Source organism: Solirubrobacter soli DSM 22325 (genome assembly GCF_000423665.1).
Taxonomy (GTDB): Bacteria; Actinomycetota; Thermoleophilia; order Solirubrobacterales; family Solirubrobacteraceae; genus Solirubrobacter; species Solirubrobacter soli.
On the sequence record NZ_AUIK01000032.1, the window covers coordinates 70,131 to 85,707 of the forward strand.

Consider the following 15,577-nt stretch of genomic DNA (forward strand, 5'->3'; position numbering starts at 1 on the left):
CGATGTGGGGGAGCTTTCGGGCTCCCCCACGCGTTACCGTCTGGCGCACGTCCACCGAACGCCCACACGAGACGCTCGGCGACCGGCTCGAGCACGCGATCGAGCAGCGCACCGACGTCGCGGTCGAGATCGAGCAGGCGCAGCCGCGCCGTCGCATCGGCCGCACCGTGTTCTGGGTCGCGATCACCGGGATCTCGCTGTACCTGGTGTTCCCCTCGGTCGTCGACGTGCTCGGTTCCTGGCGCGACATCACGCGCTTTTCCGCCGCGCAGCTGCTCGGCATGGCCGCGCTGCAGGCGTGCTCGCTGGCGTCACTGTGGGCGCTGCAGTACGTCGCGCTGCAGGCCCGTCACTGGGGCCCCGTGATCACGTCGCAGCTCGCGGGCAACGCGCTCGCCAAGGTCGCGCCGGGCGGCGGCGCGATGGGCTCGGCGCTGCAGTACAAGATGCTCGTCCAGTCCGGCCTGCCGCCCACCGCGACCGTGTCGGCGCTGACCGTCGTGAACCTGCTCGTGTTCGCGGTCGTCCTCGCGCTGCCCGTGCTGGCGATCCCCGCGCTCCTGCGCGGCGCGGTCGACCGCAACCTGCTCGAGATCGCGATCGCCGGCCTGGTGATCTTCTTCGTGGCGAGCGGCGTCGGCGCGTTGCTGCTCTCGACCGACGGCCCGCTGGCGTGGATCGGCCGTCAGATCCAGCGCGTCCGCAACCGGATGCGCCGCAAGGCCGAGCCGCTGCGGCAACTGCCGGACCGCCTCCTGCGCGAGCGCGACCGGATCCTGGCCACGCTCGGCCCGCGCTGGAAGCGAGCGCTGGCGGCCACGGTCGGCCGTTGGACGTTCGACTACCTGACGTTGATGGCGGCGCTGGCGGCGATCGGCTCGCATCCGCGGCCGGGCCTGGTCCTGCTGGCGTTCTGCGGCGCGCAGCTGCTGGCGCAGATCCCGATCACGCCGGGCGGGCTGGGGTTCGTGGAGGCGGGCCTGACGGCGATGCTCGCCTTGGCGGGCGTGAAGGCGGGCGATGCCGTGCTGGCGACGTTCGCCTACCGGCTCTTCTCCTACTGGCTGCCGCTCCCGCTCGGGCTGCTCGCCTTCGGGCTGCACTCGCGCGCGAGCCGCGCGCGGTCAGCGCCGGCCGGCTGACAACAAGCGCAGCTCGCGGGCGCGGTCGACGGCCTCGCGCCGGCGGCCCACGTCGAGCTTGCGGTAGATGCTGCGCAGGTGGGTCTTGACCGTGTTGGTGGTCACGAACAGCTCGGCGGCGATCTCGCGGTTGGAGAGCGTCGTCGGGAGGTAGCGCAGGATCGCGCACTCGCGCTCGCTCAACGGCTCCAGCAGCGGCGCGACCGGGCGCCGCTCGCCGTCGCGGTCCTCGAACGCGAGCAGCAGCTCGCCCGCGATCGCGCGGTGCGCGGTCCCGGAGCGGATCTGGCGGCGCAGCAGCGCCTCGACGCGGCGGCCGCCCTCCAGGAACGTCCAGCGATGCCCGGTGCGCTCGGCGATGTCCAGCGCGCGCTCGAGCGCCTCGCTCGCGCGCCCCGGCTCCCCGACGCTCTCGCGGGCGATCGCCTCGAGCACCACCCGCTCGAGCGTCGCCACGACATGCACGCCCTTGAGGCCGGTGCGGGCGAGGCGCGTCAGCGCGGCCTGCGGGTCGCCGGTCGCGAGCTCGACCCGGGCGGCGGTCACGTGCAGGTCCAGCCACTCCGAGTCGGCGACCTGCGCGAGCGTCTCCTGCGCCGCCTCGAGGTCGCCCATTCCCGCGTACATGCGCGCGCGCATGCTGGCGAGCGATGACGGCTCGAACGCCGACGGCGTCCCCTTGCGGTGCGTGACGGCGTAGCCGTCGAGCACCCGCAGGCCGACGTCGTGCTGCCCGGCCGCGCCCGCCATCCGCGCCTCGATGTGGTCCAGCATGAACTCGGTGTGACGGGAGTGGCCATGGCGCAGCGCGTCGCGGGCGTTGCCGAGGTGCTTGGCCGCGTCGTCGGGGCGCAGGTCATAGAAGGCGGCGATCGCGAGCGCCGAGTGCGCCAGCGAGGTCTCGAACGTGGTCACCCACCCGCGCCGCTCGGCGAGGGCGATCGCCTCGCGCGCCTCGCTCGCCCCGTTCGGGCCGTGCTCCATCACGTCGCAGAGCCCGAGCGCGCTCTGCGCCGACACCGTCACGTAGTCCAGGCCGGCGGCGCGCGCCTGGCTCAGGCTCTCCCTCAGCTCGGCGCGGGCACGCGCGAGCGAATGGGTCCAGAGCGCGGTCCGGCCGAGCTGCGCGTGGACGAGCGCCTGGCGGGCGAGGTCCGGCGGGCCGTCGTGGGCGGCGGCCTCGGCGAGCAGCTCGTCCGCGGCCTCGAGCGCGGTCGCGAAGTCCCCGTCGAGGTAGGAGCGGTAGAGCCGCGCGAGCGCGAGCGTCTCGAGGTAGCGGCGCCGGCGGGTCTGCGGGAGCGAGTCCGCCGCGGCGCGCGCGTGCTCGAGGGACACCTGGCCCGCGCGCATGTGGCCGACCGCGAACGCCGTGCAGGCCAGCGCCGCCGCAAGCTCCGCGTCGGACGTCAACCGCTCCGGCGGCAGCGTGTCGGTCAGCCCGCGGATCGCGTCGCCCTGACCGTGCACGAACAGGTCGAACCAATGGTCGGCGACGAGCTCGACCGCCAGGTCCCAGTCGCGCGCCCCGACGGCGTGGCGGAGCGCCTCGGAGCCCATCCCCTTGGCCGCGTACCAGCGCGCCGCGCGGCCGTGCAGCTCCTCCAGCTCGGGCGCGAGCTCACGCTGCGCGCGCGTCCGCAACAGCTCGGCGAACAGGCGGTGGTACCGGTAGTACTCGCGCCTCGAGTCGACGCCGATCACGAACCCGTTGGTGCGCTCGAGATCGGCCAAGGTGTCACTGGATGAACACTCACCGATCAGCGCGTCCGCGAGGTCGGCGCTGATGCGGTCGACCAACGAGGTCCGCAGCAGGAACGCGCGCATCCGCGGCGACTGGCGGTCGAGCACCTCGGCGAGGAGGTAGTCGCCGACCACGCGGTCGTCGCCGGCGAACTCGCGCACGAAGCGCTCGGGGTCGTCGCGATCCTGCAGGCTCAACGCGGCGAGCCGGAGCCCGGCGGCCCACCCCTCCGTGCGCGTGCACAGGGCGTGGACGAGCGCCGGCCGCAGCGCGAGGTCATGGGCGGCGAGCAGCGCCGCGGCCTCGCACTCGGTGAACGCGAGCTCGGCGGCGCGGATCTCGGTCAGCCGCCCACGGACGCGCAGCACGTGCAGCGGCAGCGGCGGGTCCGCGCGGGCGCTGAGCACGAGGCGCAATTGCGAGGGCGCGTGCATGACCAGGAAGCTCAGGTCGTTCAGGCACTCGCGCGTGCGCAGGACGTGGATGTCGTCGAGCACGAGGCTGACCGGCCCGTCGAGCTCCGCGAGCGCGTTGACGAACACCGGCATGAAGCGATTGCGGCTGTCGCGCACCGGCGGCGCGAGCGCCGCCAGCGCCGAGCCGCTCGGTGCCATCCCCGCCAGCCGCAGCGATGCCAGTACCGCGGCCCACAGGCGCGCCGGGTCGTCGTCGCCGGACTCCAGTGAGACCCACGCCGCCCGCTGGTCGTGGCCGAGGACCGACGTCAGCAGCGCGGTCTTGCCGCTGCCCGCGGGCCCGCAGATCAGTGTCACCGGCTCAGCAAGTCCACGCGTCAGGCGCTCGACCAGACGAGGGCGCTCCACCAGTCCGTACGGCGGCGGGGGAGGCGCGAACTGCGTGATCAGCGATGGGGCCCACTCGGGCTCTCCGCCCGGCATGTCAGCGTGAGACTACTGATTAGACGGATGGAAGCTGGCGTATCTCGACCAGCTCGAGGCCCAGGTCCTGGATGCGTCCCAGGATGGTGTGCAGCCCCTCCTGATCGTCCACCGGCCCGCGCAGCACGGTGTCGACCGGCTCGGCGACCGTCGCCAGCCCGAGCGCGTCGGCGAGATGCTCGCCCACGCGGCCTTTGACACGGATCTCGTAAATCATCGACATCGATCCGGTGGGTCGGGAAGCCTGCGCACGTCGATGAGCTCCAGCCCGTCGCAGCGCAGCCGGTCGAGCACCCCCAGCAGCGCCGGCCGGTCGGCCACCACGCCGCGCAGCACGGTGTCGGCGGGCACGGCGGTCAGCCCGAGCTGCTCCGCCGCGTGCTCGGGCACCACGCCGCGGACGCGGATCTCGACATTCCGGGTCATCACCGCAAGCTTGGACCGGCGTGGTGTGACGCCGCCTCCCCCTGCGAGGGTGACCGGCTAGCGCAGGGTGAGCTTGAGCTCGCCGCGCGGCGAGAGCACCGAGAGCGCCGCGACCGCGAAGTAGCCGAAGGCCGCGATCCGCGGGAAGATCAGCACGCCGAGCACGACGGCGATGCCGTAGAGCGCGGCGCGGGCGCCGCCGCGCTTGTGCTCCAGCCGATGCGGCGCCACGTCCTCGCGCAGCAGCTCGGGGCGGGTGGCGGCGTAGCGCGACGCGGCCGCCATCAGCAGCTCGATCACCAGGGCGGTGGCGCCGTAGACGACGATCGCCGCGCGCTCGGCGGTGGCGGACTCGCGCAGCGCGTCGGCCATCAGACCGGTCGGGAACGGGAGGAACGAGACCGCGAGCAGGAGCAGCAGGTTCAACCGCAGCAGCACCGAGTCGACGCTGCGCAGGCGCTCGAACAGCGCGTGGTGGGCGATCCACACGCCGCCGATCGTGAAGAAGCTCGTCACGTACGCGAGATACGACGGCCACTCATCGGCGAGCGCCTTCCACAGGTGGTCCAGGTCGGCAGGGTCGATCTTGATGTCCAGGACGAGCAGCGTGATCGCGATCGCGAGCACGCCGTCGCTGAACGCCTCGAGTCTTCCGGTCTTCCAGCGGGGCTCCATCGGGCGCGCACACGCTGGCGCGCACCAGGATGAGCGGGCGTCATCCCGCCGGGGTGACCGCGTTGAGGCGCTTGACCGTCGCGAACACGTCGCCCTGGCGGTAGAAGTCGACCGCGACGATCGTCGGCTCGAGCTTGCGTTCGCGCTTGCAGCGGTCCAGGCGCGGGCCGAGGAAGCCGGCGGCGTTGACCTCGCGCGCGATCGTCTTGCGCGGCGCCGGGGAGGTGTCGACCCAGTGGTTGACGAGCAACAGCGAGCCCTTGGTGCCGCCGCGGTTGGGCTCGCAGGTGGTCGGCGCCGCCAGCTCGGCGACGTTGTTGAAGCGGTACGGCGTCTCTTGCGCGACCTCGTCCTGCTTGTGCATCCACGGCGCGGCCGCGGGTTCGTTCTCGATCAGCACGAGCACGCGCTGATCGCGGTCGATCATCTCGCGCAGCGTCGGCCAGGGCGGCTTGGCGGGGCCGGTGTAGACCTCGCGGATCAGGCCGCTGTCGACGATCAGCTTCTCGGTGTCGGCGGCGTCGGTGTCGTCCTCGATCGAGAGGATCAGGACCTCCTCCGGGTGGGCGAGCAGCCACTCGTGCACGCCCTTGAAGGCATCGAGCGCGCGGGTGGCGCCGACCTCGCAGAACGCGTGGCAGAGGAAGATGTCGCGCGGCTCGTCGCCCGTGTAGCCGATCCGCGTGCGCAGCTGCTGCGCGGTGTCGACGAAGCGGTCCCCGAGCTCGGAGACGACCTTCTCGCGGCTCTTGGAGTCGCGGTCGAGGTCGGTGGCGACGCCGCGCGGCGTCGCGAAGCCGTAGTGGGTGTCGACCAGCAGGGCGCGTACCCCGTCGTCGAGCTGCCGCTCGATGCCCGCGTCCTGGGCGGCGAACAGCCAGCCCGGTTCATTGTCTGCGGACATCGAGTTGTGGGTGCCGACGAAGACGACGTCGTTCAGGCGCTTGTCGCACAGCGCCGCCTCGCCGTTGCAGCGGCCGACGCGAACGGGCTTCGGCGACCCGCCGACCGCGAACGCCGTGACCGCGAGGCCGCCGATCAACAGCGTCGCCAGCGCGGCGATCCGCGGGACCCGGCGACGCACGCGGATGCGTGGCTCGGGCGCGCCGCCGACGAGCCGAAGCAGCTCGCTCAGCCCGTACACCACGAGCAGCAGCCCGCCGAACGCGACGAGGATCTCGAGCAAGGCGAGCGGCTCGACGACGGCGGCGATGCCGAGCGCGATCGCGGCGACGGCGCGGACCACCCGCAGCCATGGCCGCTCGGGCGTGCGCACGACCGCGTCGGCGGCGCGCCTGAGCGACGGGAGGACCACGACCGGCTGCAGGACCGAGCCGGCGGCGAGCGCGATCACGAGGCCACACCCGAACAGGCCCCACAGCCAGGCGGCGAGCGGGTCGAGCCAGGTCTCGGCGACCGCGCGCAGGGCGTCGTCACCGAGCGCCCGCGGTCCTAGCGTCGCGGCCAAGGCGGCCACCCCGGCGACCGCGGCGATCGCGGCGCCGACGTGGATGACTGCCTCCCGCCGCCGCGGCGCCACGAGGATCGCGGCCGCGCCGAGCAGCACCGCCGCGAGCAGGGAGACGAGCGCGAGCACGCGGATCCGCTCGGCGACGTCGAGCGCGTCGACCGTCGCCCGCTCCGCCGCGCCCGTGAGCGCGATGCGCACGTTGTACGGGACGCGCGTCGCCAGGTCCGGCCGCAGGTGGCCAATCGCCTCGTTGAGCAGCACGCCGGCGTCGACGACGGTCAGCGTGACCGTGCTCGCGTCGCGGTCGAAGACCGAGCGGTGCACGTCGCGTGCGGCGGCCCGGACGAGCGAGCGGAACGCCGGGCTCGTGACGACGCCCTCGGCCGCGCTCGTCACGAGCGGGCGCACCGCGACGAGGTCCGGGTAGGCCTCGACCGCCGCGTCGCTGAGACGGCGGGCGAGATCGGCGCTGACCGCGGGGGACTGGAGCGTCTGGTCCGTGCGGTCGGCGAAGCCGTCGGCGTCGAAGACGTTGCGCTGGGCGAAGAGCGCGACGACCGCGATCGTCAGCGCGGCGGCCGCGAGCCCCGCGAGCACCCAGGACGCGGCGCGCCGCACCGTTCAGCCCGCCGGCTCGAAGGAGAGCGCGCTGACGATCCGGCGCGACTGCGGCGCGGGCTGGTCCTGCGACGAGTAGGGGCGGTTCAACAGATGGCCGCGGTGGACGAGCGTCGTGGAGCCTCCGCCGTCGAGGTTGATCGCGTGCAGCGCACCGAGCTCCAGCATCGCCTCGGCGAGCTCGGTCATCGTGAGCCCGGCGTCGACGCCGGAACGCCGTCCGTCACAGGCGACCGCGATCACGTCGCGCGGGCCGACCCCGATCGCCGCACGCGGGTGGCGGCCGTCGGTGATGTCGGAGTCGAACTGCCCGGCACCGTGCGAGAAGCCCTCGTGGTCGGTCCCGCGGTCGAAGACGATCGCGCCGTCGATGAGCAGCATCGGCCCGGCCTGGAGGAGGTCTCCGGGCGGGAACTCCGGCTCGTACTGCCGCTCGGCGAAGCGCACGGTGCCGTTGTCGGAGATGACGCACGCGCGCACGCCCGCGTAGGGGTCGGCAACCGGCTCGTGGCGGGCGAGCTTCCCGCCCACCCACAGCTCGCCCAGCGCGCGGTAGGGGTCGCGCACGAAGAAGCCGCCGACGATCGCCTCGCCGATCCCGCTGCGCCGGCACCAGACGTCGAGCCGCTGCGGGCGGGGGAAGTACAGGACCCGCACGCGGGTCCGTCCGAGCGGGTAGCGGACCGCGTAGAGCGTCGTCTTCTCCCCGTCCTCGAGCCGCCGGCGCGACAGCGCGTAGCGACCCACGGGGCGTTCGGTCGACGATGGCCGGGCGATACGGCCATTTAACCCGGTCCGGATGACGCGTTCTGGCTCAGCCTCGGGCAGTGTTGCGCGGACATCATGGCGACCGCGGAGACCAGCCCCGCCCCAGGGACGGACGAGGCGCCGCCCGTGGCCGAGACACGCAGCGTCGTCGAGGTCACCGTCTCGGTGCGCACGCTGCTCATGCTGCTCGCCTTCGCCGCGGTCGTGGCGCTCGCGCTGCTCTCGCTCGGCACCTTGATCTCCGTGCTGCTCGCATCGGTGCTGGCGATGGGCCTGGACCCCGTCGTCGCGGCGATGGTCAAGCGCGGCTGGAACCGAGGGCGCGCGTCGCTCCTGGTCTTCGCCGCGCTCTTCGTGTCGGTGTTCACGTTGGTGCTCGCGACCGCCGGACCGGTGTGGGACGAGATCGTCGAGTTCGTCAACACGCTGCCGGAGCTCTGGGACGAGCTGACCGCCAAGCCGTGGTTCCAAGACATCACCTCGACCGCGAACGCCGACGAGCACATCCGCAAGCTGCTCGGCGACCTCGCCGCCGGCCTCCCCGATGCCGCGAGCGCGCTGCTCGGCGCTGCCGGAGGCATCTTCGGGTCGGTGCTCTCGCTGGTGACGCTGACGTTCCTCTCGCTGTTCCTGCTGATGGAACGCCCGATGATCACCGACTGGCTCTTCGGCTTCACGCGGCCCGAGACCGACACCCGCTGGCGGCCGGTGGTCGAGGACTCGATCAAGGCGATCTCGTCGTCGCTGATCGGCAACGTCGCGATCTCGATCGTCGCGGGCGTGGTCGCCTACACGACCTGCATCCTCCTCGACCTGCCGTTCCCGCTGGTGCTGGCCGTGATCACCGGGCTGCTGGACCTGATCCCGCAGGTCGGCGCGACGATCGCCGCCGTGATCCTGACCGCCGTCGCCCTGACCGTGGGCACGACCGAGGCGGTGATCATGGTCGTCGTCCAGCTCGTCTACCAGCAGGTCGAGAACTACATCGTGTACCCGATCGTCTATCGCAAGGCCGTCGAGCTGACGCCGTTCACGACGATCGTCGCCGTGCTGATCGCGGGATCGCTGCTCGGGGTCGTCGGCGCGATCCTCGCCGTCCCGTTCGCGGCCGTGATCAAGGTGGCGGTGCGCGAGGCCACCCGCCCCAGGGCGGAGCGGATGGCCGCGCTGCGCACTCCTACCGAGCGCCTTACTTCGTGATCGTGACGGTGAAGGCGCGGGTGGTCTTCAGGCCGGACGCGTCGGTGACGGTCAGCTCGCCGTCGTAGGCGCCGGCCGCCGCGAAGGTGCGGGTCGGGGCGGCGCCGTAGGACGTGGTGCCGTTGGAGAACTTCCAGACGTAGGACTCGATGTCGCAGCGGCCGTCGACGTCGGCCGAGAACGCGACCGGGACGCCGGCCTTGCCGGAGAAGCCGCCGAGCGGGGCGATCGTGGGCGCGACGTTGTTCGCCAGCAGGTCGCCGAGGTCGGTCGTGTGGCCGGTCGCGGTCAGCTCGAACGTCGGGTTGCTGTGGATGGCGGGACCGAACGGCTTGTCGAACAGGGCGGGCGACTCGGCCACGCCGAGGACCGGGTCCATCAGGCCGATCTGCACCGTCGGCTGCTGGGTGACGGCGACGGCCGGGGTCCAGCGCAGCGACGACAGGCGGTACCCGACGCTCGAGCCGACCGGCCCGCACGGGACCTTGATCGTCTCGGAGTTGGCGAGCACGCCGAGCGGCAGGTTCGACGCGCTGCCGGCGTTGGCGCCGTCGACGCTGAACGAGCGGTTGGTGATGACACCCTCGGGCGTGACGTTGAACGTGGCCTTCAGCGCGACCTTCACGTACGGGCTGGCCGGGATGCCCGGGGTCTTGATGAGCGGGAGGCCGTCCGAGAACGCGACGCAGCTGTAGCCGCCGCCCAGCGTCTGCAGCTGGCAGGTGACGTCGTCGCCGATCGCCTTCGTGCCGATGTCGACCGACGCGAAGCCCTTCACCTTGACGTTGCCGGTCAGCGTCCAGCGCACCTTCAGCGTGCCGAGCGCGAGCGGGGAGACGGAGCGCGCGACCGGGAGATCGGCGCCCTGACGGACCTTCGCGGTGTCCCAGCCGACGATCGTCTGGAGCGGGCTCGTCCACGTGGCCTTGGCCGCCACGTCGACGTCGAACGAAGCGAGCCCGAGCGTGTCGTACCCACCGATGTGGTACCCGCCCAGGTTCTCCGAGCCGGAGCTCAGCGAGTGGTTGTACGCCTCGCCGACCGAGGCGGCCGAAGCGACAGCGGGCGCGCCGGCTACAGCGAGCGCCGAGAGGCCCAGCGCGACGAGCGCGCCGTGCGAGCGACGATGGATCATGGGGGCTCCTTGGGGGATTCGGGGAGGAGAGTTGCTGCGATCGGAACCCTCTCCGGACCCTGGGTGACCCCGCATCACCCACCCCCCACATTCACCCGGGTGGAGTTGGATGAGAAGCCGCCGTTGTGGCGTCCGCGCGGGGAGCTTCGGGAGGGGGTGTTTCGAGTTTGCTCACGCCCTGCGAGCAAACTCGAACTACCCCTCGGACTCACGCCACGCTCGGACCGGTCCACGATGTCGTCGTTTGATCCGATCGCCGACGGGCCGGCGCTCGTTCGGAGCTCACTCAGGTCGGCGTGTCCGTCCCATCGAGCCCACGACGCCCCCTCCGCGATGATCGCGCGGTAAACCTCTGCGTCCGGCTGCCAGCGGAACGATTCAGCCCCTTGCACAAGCCGCTCGCCGCGGACGGTGACTTGGCACCGGAGAACCGCCGCTCGCGCGGGAAGACAGATCTGCCCGGACACGTCGACATCGTAGGCCGAGCACGGTCAGCGGGATCGGTTCCACCAACCGATACCGCGCCCAGGCGGGGCAAGGCGACGTGAGCTCGCTTCGTGTCGCTTCAAGGCGGGCAGCACGTACTCTTCTGTCGGCTCGAGCTCACAGCACGGCTCCAGCACCCGCTTCTGAACCAGCGCCTGGGCGGTAGCGCGCCGGGCTCGGAGCGCCTCGCAGCGCGCCTTTCCCTCCGCCTGCTTACGCGCTAGAAAGCCTTGAGCAAGTTCACAACCGGTCCTCGCCTCGTCGACGATGACGTTGAGGCGTGGTTGGTGGGGGTGCGTCGGCCTGGCCGCCTGTTAGGCCGCCTAGTTGCAGCGCCCCCTCAAGAGCGTCGCGCTAGATCAGGCCCAGTTCGCGTCCGCGCGCGACCGCTTCGGCGCGGCTCGTCACGCTGAGCTTGCGGAAGAGGGTGCGGGTGTGGCTCTTGACGGTGTTGAAGGAGACGTAGAGCTCGGAGCCGATCTCACGTTGGGAGAGGTCGGTCGCCAGCAGGCGCAGGACGGCGATCTCGCGGTCGGAGAGGTCGGCGTCGAAGGCGAGCGCGGGGCCGCGGACGGGGGCGGAGACCTGGAGGGCGCGCTCGAGGCCTTGGACCCGCTCGTCGAGGATGCCCGGGTCCGGGCAGGTGGCGAGGGCGCGGCGGGCTTCGCGGGCGAGGGAGCGGGCGCCGGCGACATCCTTGACGCGCCGGCGCAGGTTCGCGTGCAGCAACAGCGCGTGGGCGAGGTCGATGCGCCAGCCGTCGCGGCGGGCGAGCACGGCGGCGCGGGTGTAGGCGGCTTCGGCGCCCTCGAGGTCGCCGCGCTGCTCGCGGATCATGCCCCGGGCGGCGCGGGCGAGCGAGGCGGTGGGTGACTCGGTGAAGCCGCGCTCGTCGATCACCGCCTCGGCCTCGAGGGCGAACTGGTCGGCGGCGGTGACGTCGCCCGCCTCGGCCTTCGCGCACGCGAGGACGCCGAGCGTGGTCACCTGCAGCTGTCGCAACGGCCCGCCGGCGATCAGACCGCGCGCCCGCTCGAGCGGGACGATGGCTTCGGCGCTCTCGCCCCGCATGTAGCGGGTCATCCCGATCAGCATCCCGGACAACGCGCCCGCCGTGGGCGCGCCGTCGCTCTCGGCGAGCACCGCCATCTCGTGCGCGCGGCCGACCTCGCCACTCAAGTACGCGACACACGCACGCAGCAGCGCGCCCTTGGTGGCGAGGGAGCCCAGGTCGTCTTCGAAGGCCCCACGGTCACCCGCCTCGGACAGGCGGATCATCGGCTCGACCTCGTCCAGGCGGCCCAGGAACATCGACGTCCAGCCGCGGATCAGGCACAGGCGCGGATCGGCCTCGATCGTGCCGGCGGGCAGCTCGTCCAGCCAGCGGGACACGGTACGCGGGTCGACGTGCCACGCCTTCTGCCAGTGGCGCGCGATCAGGTCGGACGCCGCGTCGATCTGGCCCGAGGCGATGCCATGGACGATCGCCGCGTCGAGGTCCCCCTCCCGCTGATGCCAGGCCGACGCGCGGGCGTGCAGCTCGCTCACGAGGTCCGGCTCCGTCCGCCCCAGCTCACTGCGCAGGAGGTCGCGGAGCAGGTGGTGGTAGCGGTACCACTGGCCGCGATCGTCGAGCGCGACCACGAACAGGTTCGAGCGGAAGGCCTCGCTCAGCAGGAATGCGGCATCGCCCGACGCCGTGACCGCCTCGCACAGCGACGCGCACATCCGCTCGAGGATCGAGGTGCGCAGCAGGAACTCGCGCATCGGCCGCGGCGCGCCCTCGATCACCTCGGCGAGGTAGTCGCCGATCTGCCGGTCGTCGCCGGCGAGCGTGCGGATGAAGGCGCTGCGGTCACTGCGCTCGCGCAACGAGAGCCCGGCGAGCTGGAGCCCGGCGGGCCAGCCCTCGGTACGCCGGCGCAGCAGCTCGACGTCGCCCGGGCCGAGCCCGAGCGCGAGCGAGCCGTTGAGCAGCGCGTCGGCGTCGGCGCCGTCGAACTGCAGCTCACCCGCCCGGACCTCGACCAGCTCTCCCGCCGCGCGTAGGCGGGCGAGCGGCAGCGGCGGGTCGGCGCGGCTGGTGATCGCGAGTTGCGCCGTCCGCGGCAGGTGCCGGAGCAGGAACGCGACCGACTCGAGCACCCGCTCGTCCCGCACCACGTGGAAGTCGTCGAGGACGAGCACCACGGGCACCGGCAGCTGCGCCAGCTCGTTGATCAGCTGGGGAAGGACGGCCTCGACCAGCGCGGAGCCGGTGTTGGGCAGCGTCGCCAGCACCGCGCCCCCGAAGCCCGGCGCGATCGTCCGCAGCGCCGCGACCACGTAGCTCCAGAAGCGCACCGGCTCGTCGTCGGACGCGTCGAGCGAGACCCATGCGAACGGGCGGTGCTCCTGCGCGAAGACCCGCCACTGCGCCAGGAGCACCGTCTTCCCCCACCCCGCGGGAGCGCACACGAGCGCCAGCTTGGAGGGCGCGCTCTCGGCGAGCCGCGTGACGAGCTCGTCACGCGCCACGAAGCCAGGGCGCACCTCCGGTGGGTGGAGCTTGGTGGCGACGAGGACGACCCCGGGCGTCTCACCCGGGGCGACCGAAAGGCTCAGCTCGTCCTCCTCATGTGCGCGTGATCGTAATGACGCGCACGCGCCACGTCACGTGGTCATCGACGAGATGCGGATCGCGCCGTGAGCGAGCCAGCCGGCGACGACGTGATCGCCGGCCGAGGCGACATTGACGCCGCGGACGGCGCCGGTCGCGAGTGTCCGGGCGGGTGAGAACGGCGCGCCGACGGCATAGCGGAGCCGCAGGCGGTTGTACTCCCCGGTGGGCCAGAGCACGACCGCCGCCGTGCGCGTCGCGGCGGTGACGACCGACCACGTCGGGAACTCCCCCGCCGGCGTCAGGTGGACCGGGGCGGAGAACGTGCCGTCGGGCTGCTCGACGGCGGCGTCGACGCGGCCCGCGACGGCGTCCTCGCTCTCGCCGTTGGCGAGCCGGGTCACGCTCCACGCGGCGACCGCGGGAGCGCTCGCGGGGCGCGCGAGCAGCGGGCCGTCGACCTGGATCGTGCCCGCCTTGTTCTGATCGACGGTCGTGACCGTGCGCGGGACGAGGCTCCCGTCCGCTCCGGGCGTCGCCACCCGCAGCTGCCACGGCAGCTCGCCGCTGACGATGTACCCGACGCCGACGCCACCCGGCCCGCCGAACGCCCGCGGGTCGGCGAACGAGCCCGTCCTGGCGGTGTCGGCCGACACGACCTGCACCGCGCCGAAGCGCTCCGCCCCCGGCGCGAGCACGGCGGTCGCCGCCTGGCCTTTGGTGTCGGCCCAGCTCGCGACGACGTCGCCGCTCGGCGCGGCCGCCGCACTCACCGACCAGTTGCCATTGACGCGCGCGAGCGTCTGGAAGGCGCCGAACCGCCCGTTCGTGGACACCGCGTAGCGGACCGCGTGATCGTGCCCGGGCACGCCCTGCCACCAGACCACCGCGAACCGCCCGCCCGAGGCGAACACCGTCTCCGCGATCACATTGGCCACGACGGACACGAGCCGCTGCGGCCGCCCGAACCGCCCGCCCGGCTTGGCGACCGCGACCTCGACCGTCCGCCGTCCGTGCTCGCCGTAGCGCGTCCACTGCACCGCGGCGGAGCCATCCGGCGCGAGCGCGACCGCCGGCCCGGACGCGTAGCGCTTCGTCGACACGACCTGCGACGGACCGGCCGCGCCCGCCCGCACCCGGACCCGCCCGCGATCGTCGGTCCACGCGACCAGCGTCCGGCCGGTCTCGTCGACGGCCACCGCGGGTGGCGATCCGTCGTCCTGGGCGACGTGGGCGACGGTCTGCGGCGGTGCGAACTGCGGGGGCGGAGCGAGTACGAGCATGCCAGGCACCGTCGTACCCGCGCCGCTCGCGGCGCACCCACCCAAGGTGCACGCCCACCTCCCCCTCCGTGGGTTTTCCCGAGGGTCGCACTCATGCCCGGCACCTACGCTTGGGCGTGCATGCTGACCCTCGGCCTGATCCGCGAGTTCCTCTACGCCCTCTCCGGCCTGGGCTTCGTCTGCGTCGTCCTCGCGATCTTCGTCGTGATCGCGCGCTTCTTCGCCAAGCGCATCCTCGGGGACGACGACGGCTCGTCGATCCGGTAGGTCAGCGACAGCGGCGACGATCGGCCTTCGAGCCATCGACGGCCGGGCCGGTCTCCCCGAGCACGCGGCCGCCGCCTGTGACCACCACCGAGCAGGCGCGGTCGGGCAAGGCGACCGCGTAGAACGCCGCCAGCGGGTAGCCGCGAGCGCGGCCGGTTCCGGCGCGGACGTCGACGCCGCTCCCGCGCACCCGGATCCGACGCACGTTGGCCGGCACCTCGCCGAACGCGAAGATCGTCCCGCCGACGCGCTTCCAGCTTGTCGGATCGTTGCACGAGGACCCGTAGCTGCGGTGGCCGTGGAATCGCAGGACATAGCAGGCCGCGCGCCGGTCCTCGGGCGCGACCGGGAACCCCGGCGGCAGCAGCGCGGTGAGCGTGTACCCGTGTCCGCGCCGCACGACGGCGCGCTTCATGCCGGCCGGCAGGTGCCCGAGGGACGGTGGCGCACTCGTCGCGATCTGCAGCGCCTCCCAGCGCTCGGGCGGCTCTGGCTTCACCGATTCCGCCAGCGTCTCCAGTTGGGCGTCCTTGCCGCCGTCGATGCCCAGCACGAGCGTCACACCCGACGATTCGATCCAGCGCAACTGCCGCCCGTACGTCTCGCCATCGTCGGTCAGATCGGAGAACTCGGCGGGCTGCCCGTGCACCGTCGTCTGCGCGGCCGGCGGCGCGTCGTACATCGAACGCCCGGCGTCGTAAGCGGTGAGCTCGATCGGCGCGTCGTCGAAGTCATGCGTGTTGTGGCCATAGAGCGTCTTCTGCCACCCGTCGTACTGGCGGGCGACGAGCAGGCGGTCACCGGCCGGCGGCGCGCCGATCGACCATCCGGCGGCGGCGACGGCGATGAGGGTGTTGGCGAGCATGG

Annotated in this window: 13 protein-coding genes; 3 read left to right on the forward strand and 10 right to left on the reverse strand. The window is 72.7% G+C overall.

Annotated features, from left to right (window positions below):
- Positions 1 to 2: 2 nt before the first annotated feature.
- On the forward strand, positions 3 to 1,142 hold the full coding sequence (locus G569_RS51440) for a lysylphosphatidylglycerol synthase transmembrane domain-containing protein (RefSeq protein WP_053226966.1): 1,140 nt from the start codon (positions 3 to 5) through the stop codon (positions 1,140 to 1,142).
- On the opposite strand, the gene G569_RS0125350 is transcribed toward G569_RS51440, so the two are convergent.
- The 6 genes from G569_RS0125350 to G569_RS0125375 are packed head-to-tail and all read right to left on the reverse strand — an operon-like array spanning position 1,125 to position 7,719.
- Entirely contained in the window at positions 1,125 to 3,782 is a 2,658-nt protein-coding gene (locus G569_RS0125350) for a winged helix-turn-helix domain-containing protein (RefSeq protein WP_157592302.1), read from the reverse strand. The genes G569_RS51440 and G569_RS0125350 overlap by 18 nt on opposite strands.
- 19 nt (positions 3,783 to 3,801) lie before the next feature.
- Positions 3,802 to 3,999, reverse strand: a complete 198-nt coding sequence (locus G569_RS0125355) for a DUF8691 family protein (protein ID WP_028065512.1) — start codon at positions 3,997 to 3,999, stop codon at positions 3,802 to 3,804.
- A complete protein-coding gene (locus G569_RS0125360) occupies positions 3,996 to 4,208 on the reverse strand; it encodes a DUF8691 family protein (protein WP_037499009.1) in 213 nt (70 codons plus the stop codon). The genes G569_RS0125355 and G569_RS0125360 overlap by 4 nt, the downstream gene beginning before the upstream one ends.
- Before the next feature lie 57 nt (positions 4,209 to 4,265).
- Entirely contained in the window at positions 4,266 to 4,883 is a 618-nt protein-coding gene (locus G569_RS51445; protein ID WP_053226960.1) for a TMEM175 family protein, read from the reverse strand.
- A 40-nt stretch (positions 4,884 to 4,923) separates the two neighbouring features.
- A complete protein-coding gene (locus tag G569_RS0125370; protein ID WP_028065514.1) occupies positions 4,924 to 6,972 on the reverse strand; it encodes a phosphoinositide-specific phospholipase C-related protein in 2,049 nt (682 codons plus the stop codon).
- A gap of 3 nt (positions 6,973 to 6,975) precedes the next feature.
- Complete coding sequence (locus G569_RS0125375) at positions 6,976 to 7,719, reverse strand: phosphodiester glycosidase family protein (protein WP_028065515.1); 744 nt, start codon at positions 7,717 to 7,719, stop codon at positions 6,976 to 6,978.
- 147 nt (positions 7,720 to 7,866) lie between these two features.
- On the opposite strand from G569_RS0125375, the gene G569_RS0125380 reads away from it, so the two are divergent.
- On the forward strand, positions 7,867 to 8,940 hold the full coding sequence (locus tag G569_RS0125380; RefSeq protein ID WP_169542237.1) for an AI-2E family transporter: 1,074 nt from the start codon (positions 7,867 to 7,869) through the stop codon (positions 8,938 to 8,940).
- Here G569_RS0125380 and G569_RS0125385 read toward each other — a convergent pair.
- The 3 genes from G569_RS0125385 to G569_RS0125395 form a co-directional block, all read right to left on the reverse strand.
- On the reverse strand, positions 8,930 to 10,075 hold the full coding sequence (locus G569_RS0125385; protein ID WP_028065517.1) for a PKD domain-containing protein: 1,146 nt from the start codon (positions 10,073 to 10,075) through the stop codon (positions 8,930 to 8,932). The two genes, G569_RS0125380 and G569_RS0125385, sit on opposite strands and share 11 nt — an antisense overlap.
- An 840-nt stretch (positions 10,076 to 10,915) precedes the next feature.
- Positions 10,916 to 13,078, reverse strand: coding sequence for a winged helix-turn-helix domain-containing protein (locus G569_RS0125390; protein ID WP_157592304.1), 2,163 nt, complete (start codon positions 13,076 to 13,078; stop codon positions 10,916 to 10,918).
- Between the two features lie 135 nt (positions 13,079 to 13,213).
- Entirely contained in the window at positions 13,214 to 14,443 is a 1,230-nt protein-coding gene (locus tag G569_RS0125395; RefSeq protein ID WP_028065519.1) for a hypothetical protein, read from the reverse strand.
- Positions 14,444 to 14,536: 93 nt separating this feature from the next.
- Between G569_RS0125395 and G569_RS62970 the strand changes: the two genes are divergently transcribed.
- Positions 14,537 to 14,710 carry a hypothetical protein gene (locus G569_RS62970; protein WP_157592305.1) on the forward strand — a complete coding sequence of 58 codons (174 nt, stop codon included), beginning with the start codon at positions 14,537 to 14,539 and terminating at the stop codon, positions 14,708 to 14,710.
- Between the two features lies 1 nt (position 14,711).
- Here G569_RS62970 and G569_RS0125405 read toward each other — a convergent pair whose 3' ends face one another.
- Positions 14,712 to 15,575, reverse strand: coding sequence for a hypothetical protein (locus G569_RS0125405; protein ID WP_028065520.1), 864 nt, complete (start codon positions 15,573 to 15,575; stop codon positions 14,712 to 14,714).
- Between the last annotated feature and the right edge of the window lie 2 nt (positions 15,576 to 15,577).

Bases quoted from the DNA above. Each gene is read 5' to 3' on its own strand.
- G569_RS62970 (WP_157592305.1), top strand. From the start codon at position 14,537: ATGCCCGGCACCTACGCTTGGGCGTGCATGCTGACCCTCGGCCTGATC.
- G569_RS51445 (WP_053226960.1), bottom strand. From the start codon at position 4,883: ATGGAGCCCCGCTGGAAGACCGGAAGACTCGAGGCGTTCAGCGACGGC.
- G569_RS0125355 (WP_028065512.1), bottom strand. From the start codon at position 3,999: ATGATTTACGAGATCCGTGTCAAAGGCCGCGTGGGCGAGCATCTCGCC.
- G569_RS0125350 (WP_157592302.1), bottom strand. From the start codon at position 3,782: ATGCCGGGCGGAGAGCCCGAGTGGGCCCCATCGCTGATCACGCAGTTC.
- G569_RS0125405 (WP_028065520.1), bottom strand. From the start codon at position 15,575: ATGCTCGCCAACACCCTCATCGCCGTCGCCGCCGCCGGATGGTCGATC.
- G569_RS0125395 (WP_028065519.1), bottom strand. From the start codon at position 14,443: ATGCTCGTACTCGCTCCGCCCCCGCAGTTCGCACCGCCGCAGACCGTC.
- G569_RS0125360 (WP_037499009.1), bottom strand. From the start codon at position 4,208: ATGACCCGGAATGTCGAGATCCGCGTCCGCGGCGTGGTGCCCGAGCAC.
- G569_RS51440 (WP_053226966.1), top strand. From the start codon at position 3: ATGTGGGGGAGCTTTCGGGCTCCCCCACGCGTTACCGTCTGGCGCACG.
- G569_RS0125385 (WP_028065517.1), bottom strand. From the start codon at position 10,075: ATGATCCATCGTCGCTCGCACGGCGCGCTCGTCGCGCTGGGCCTCTCG.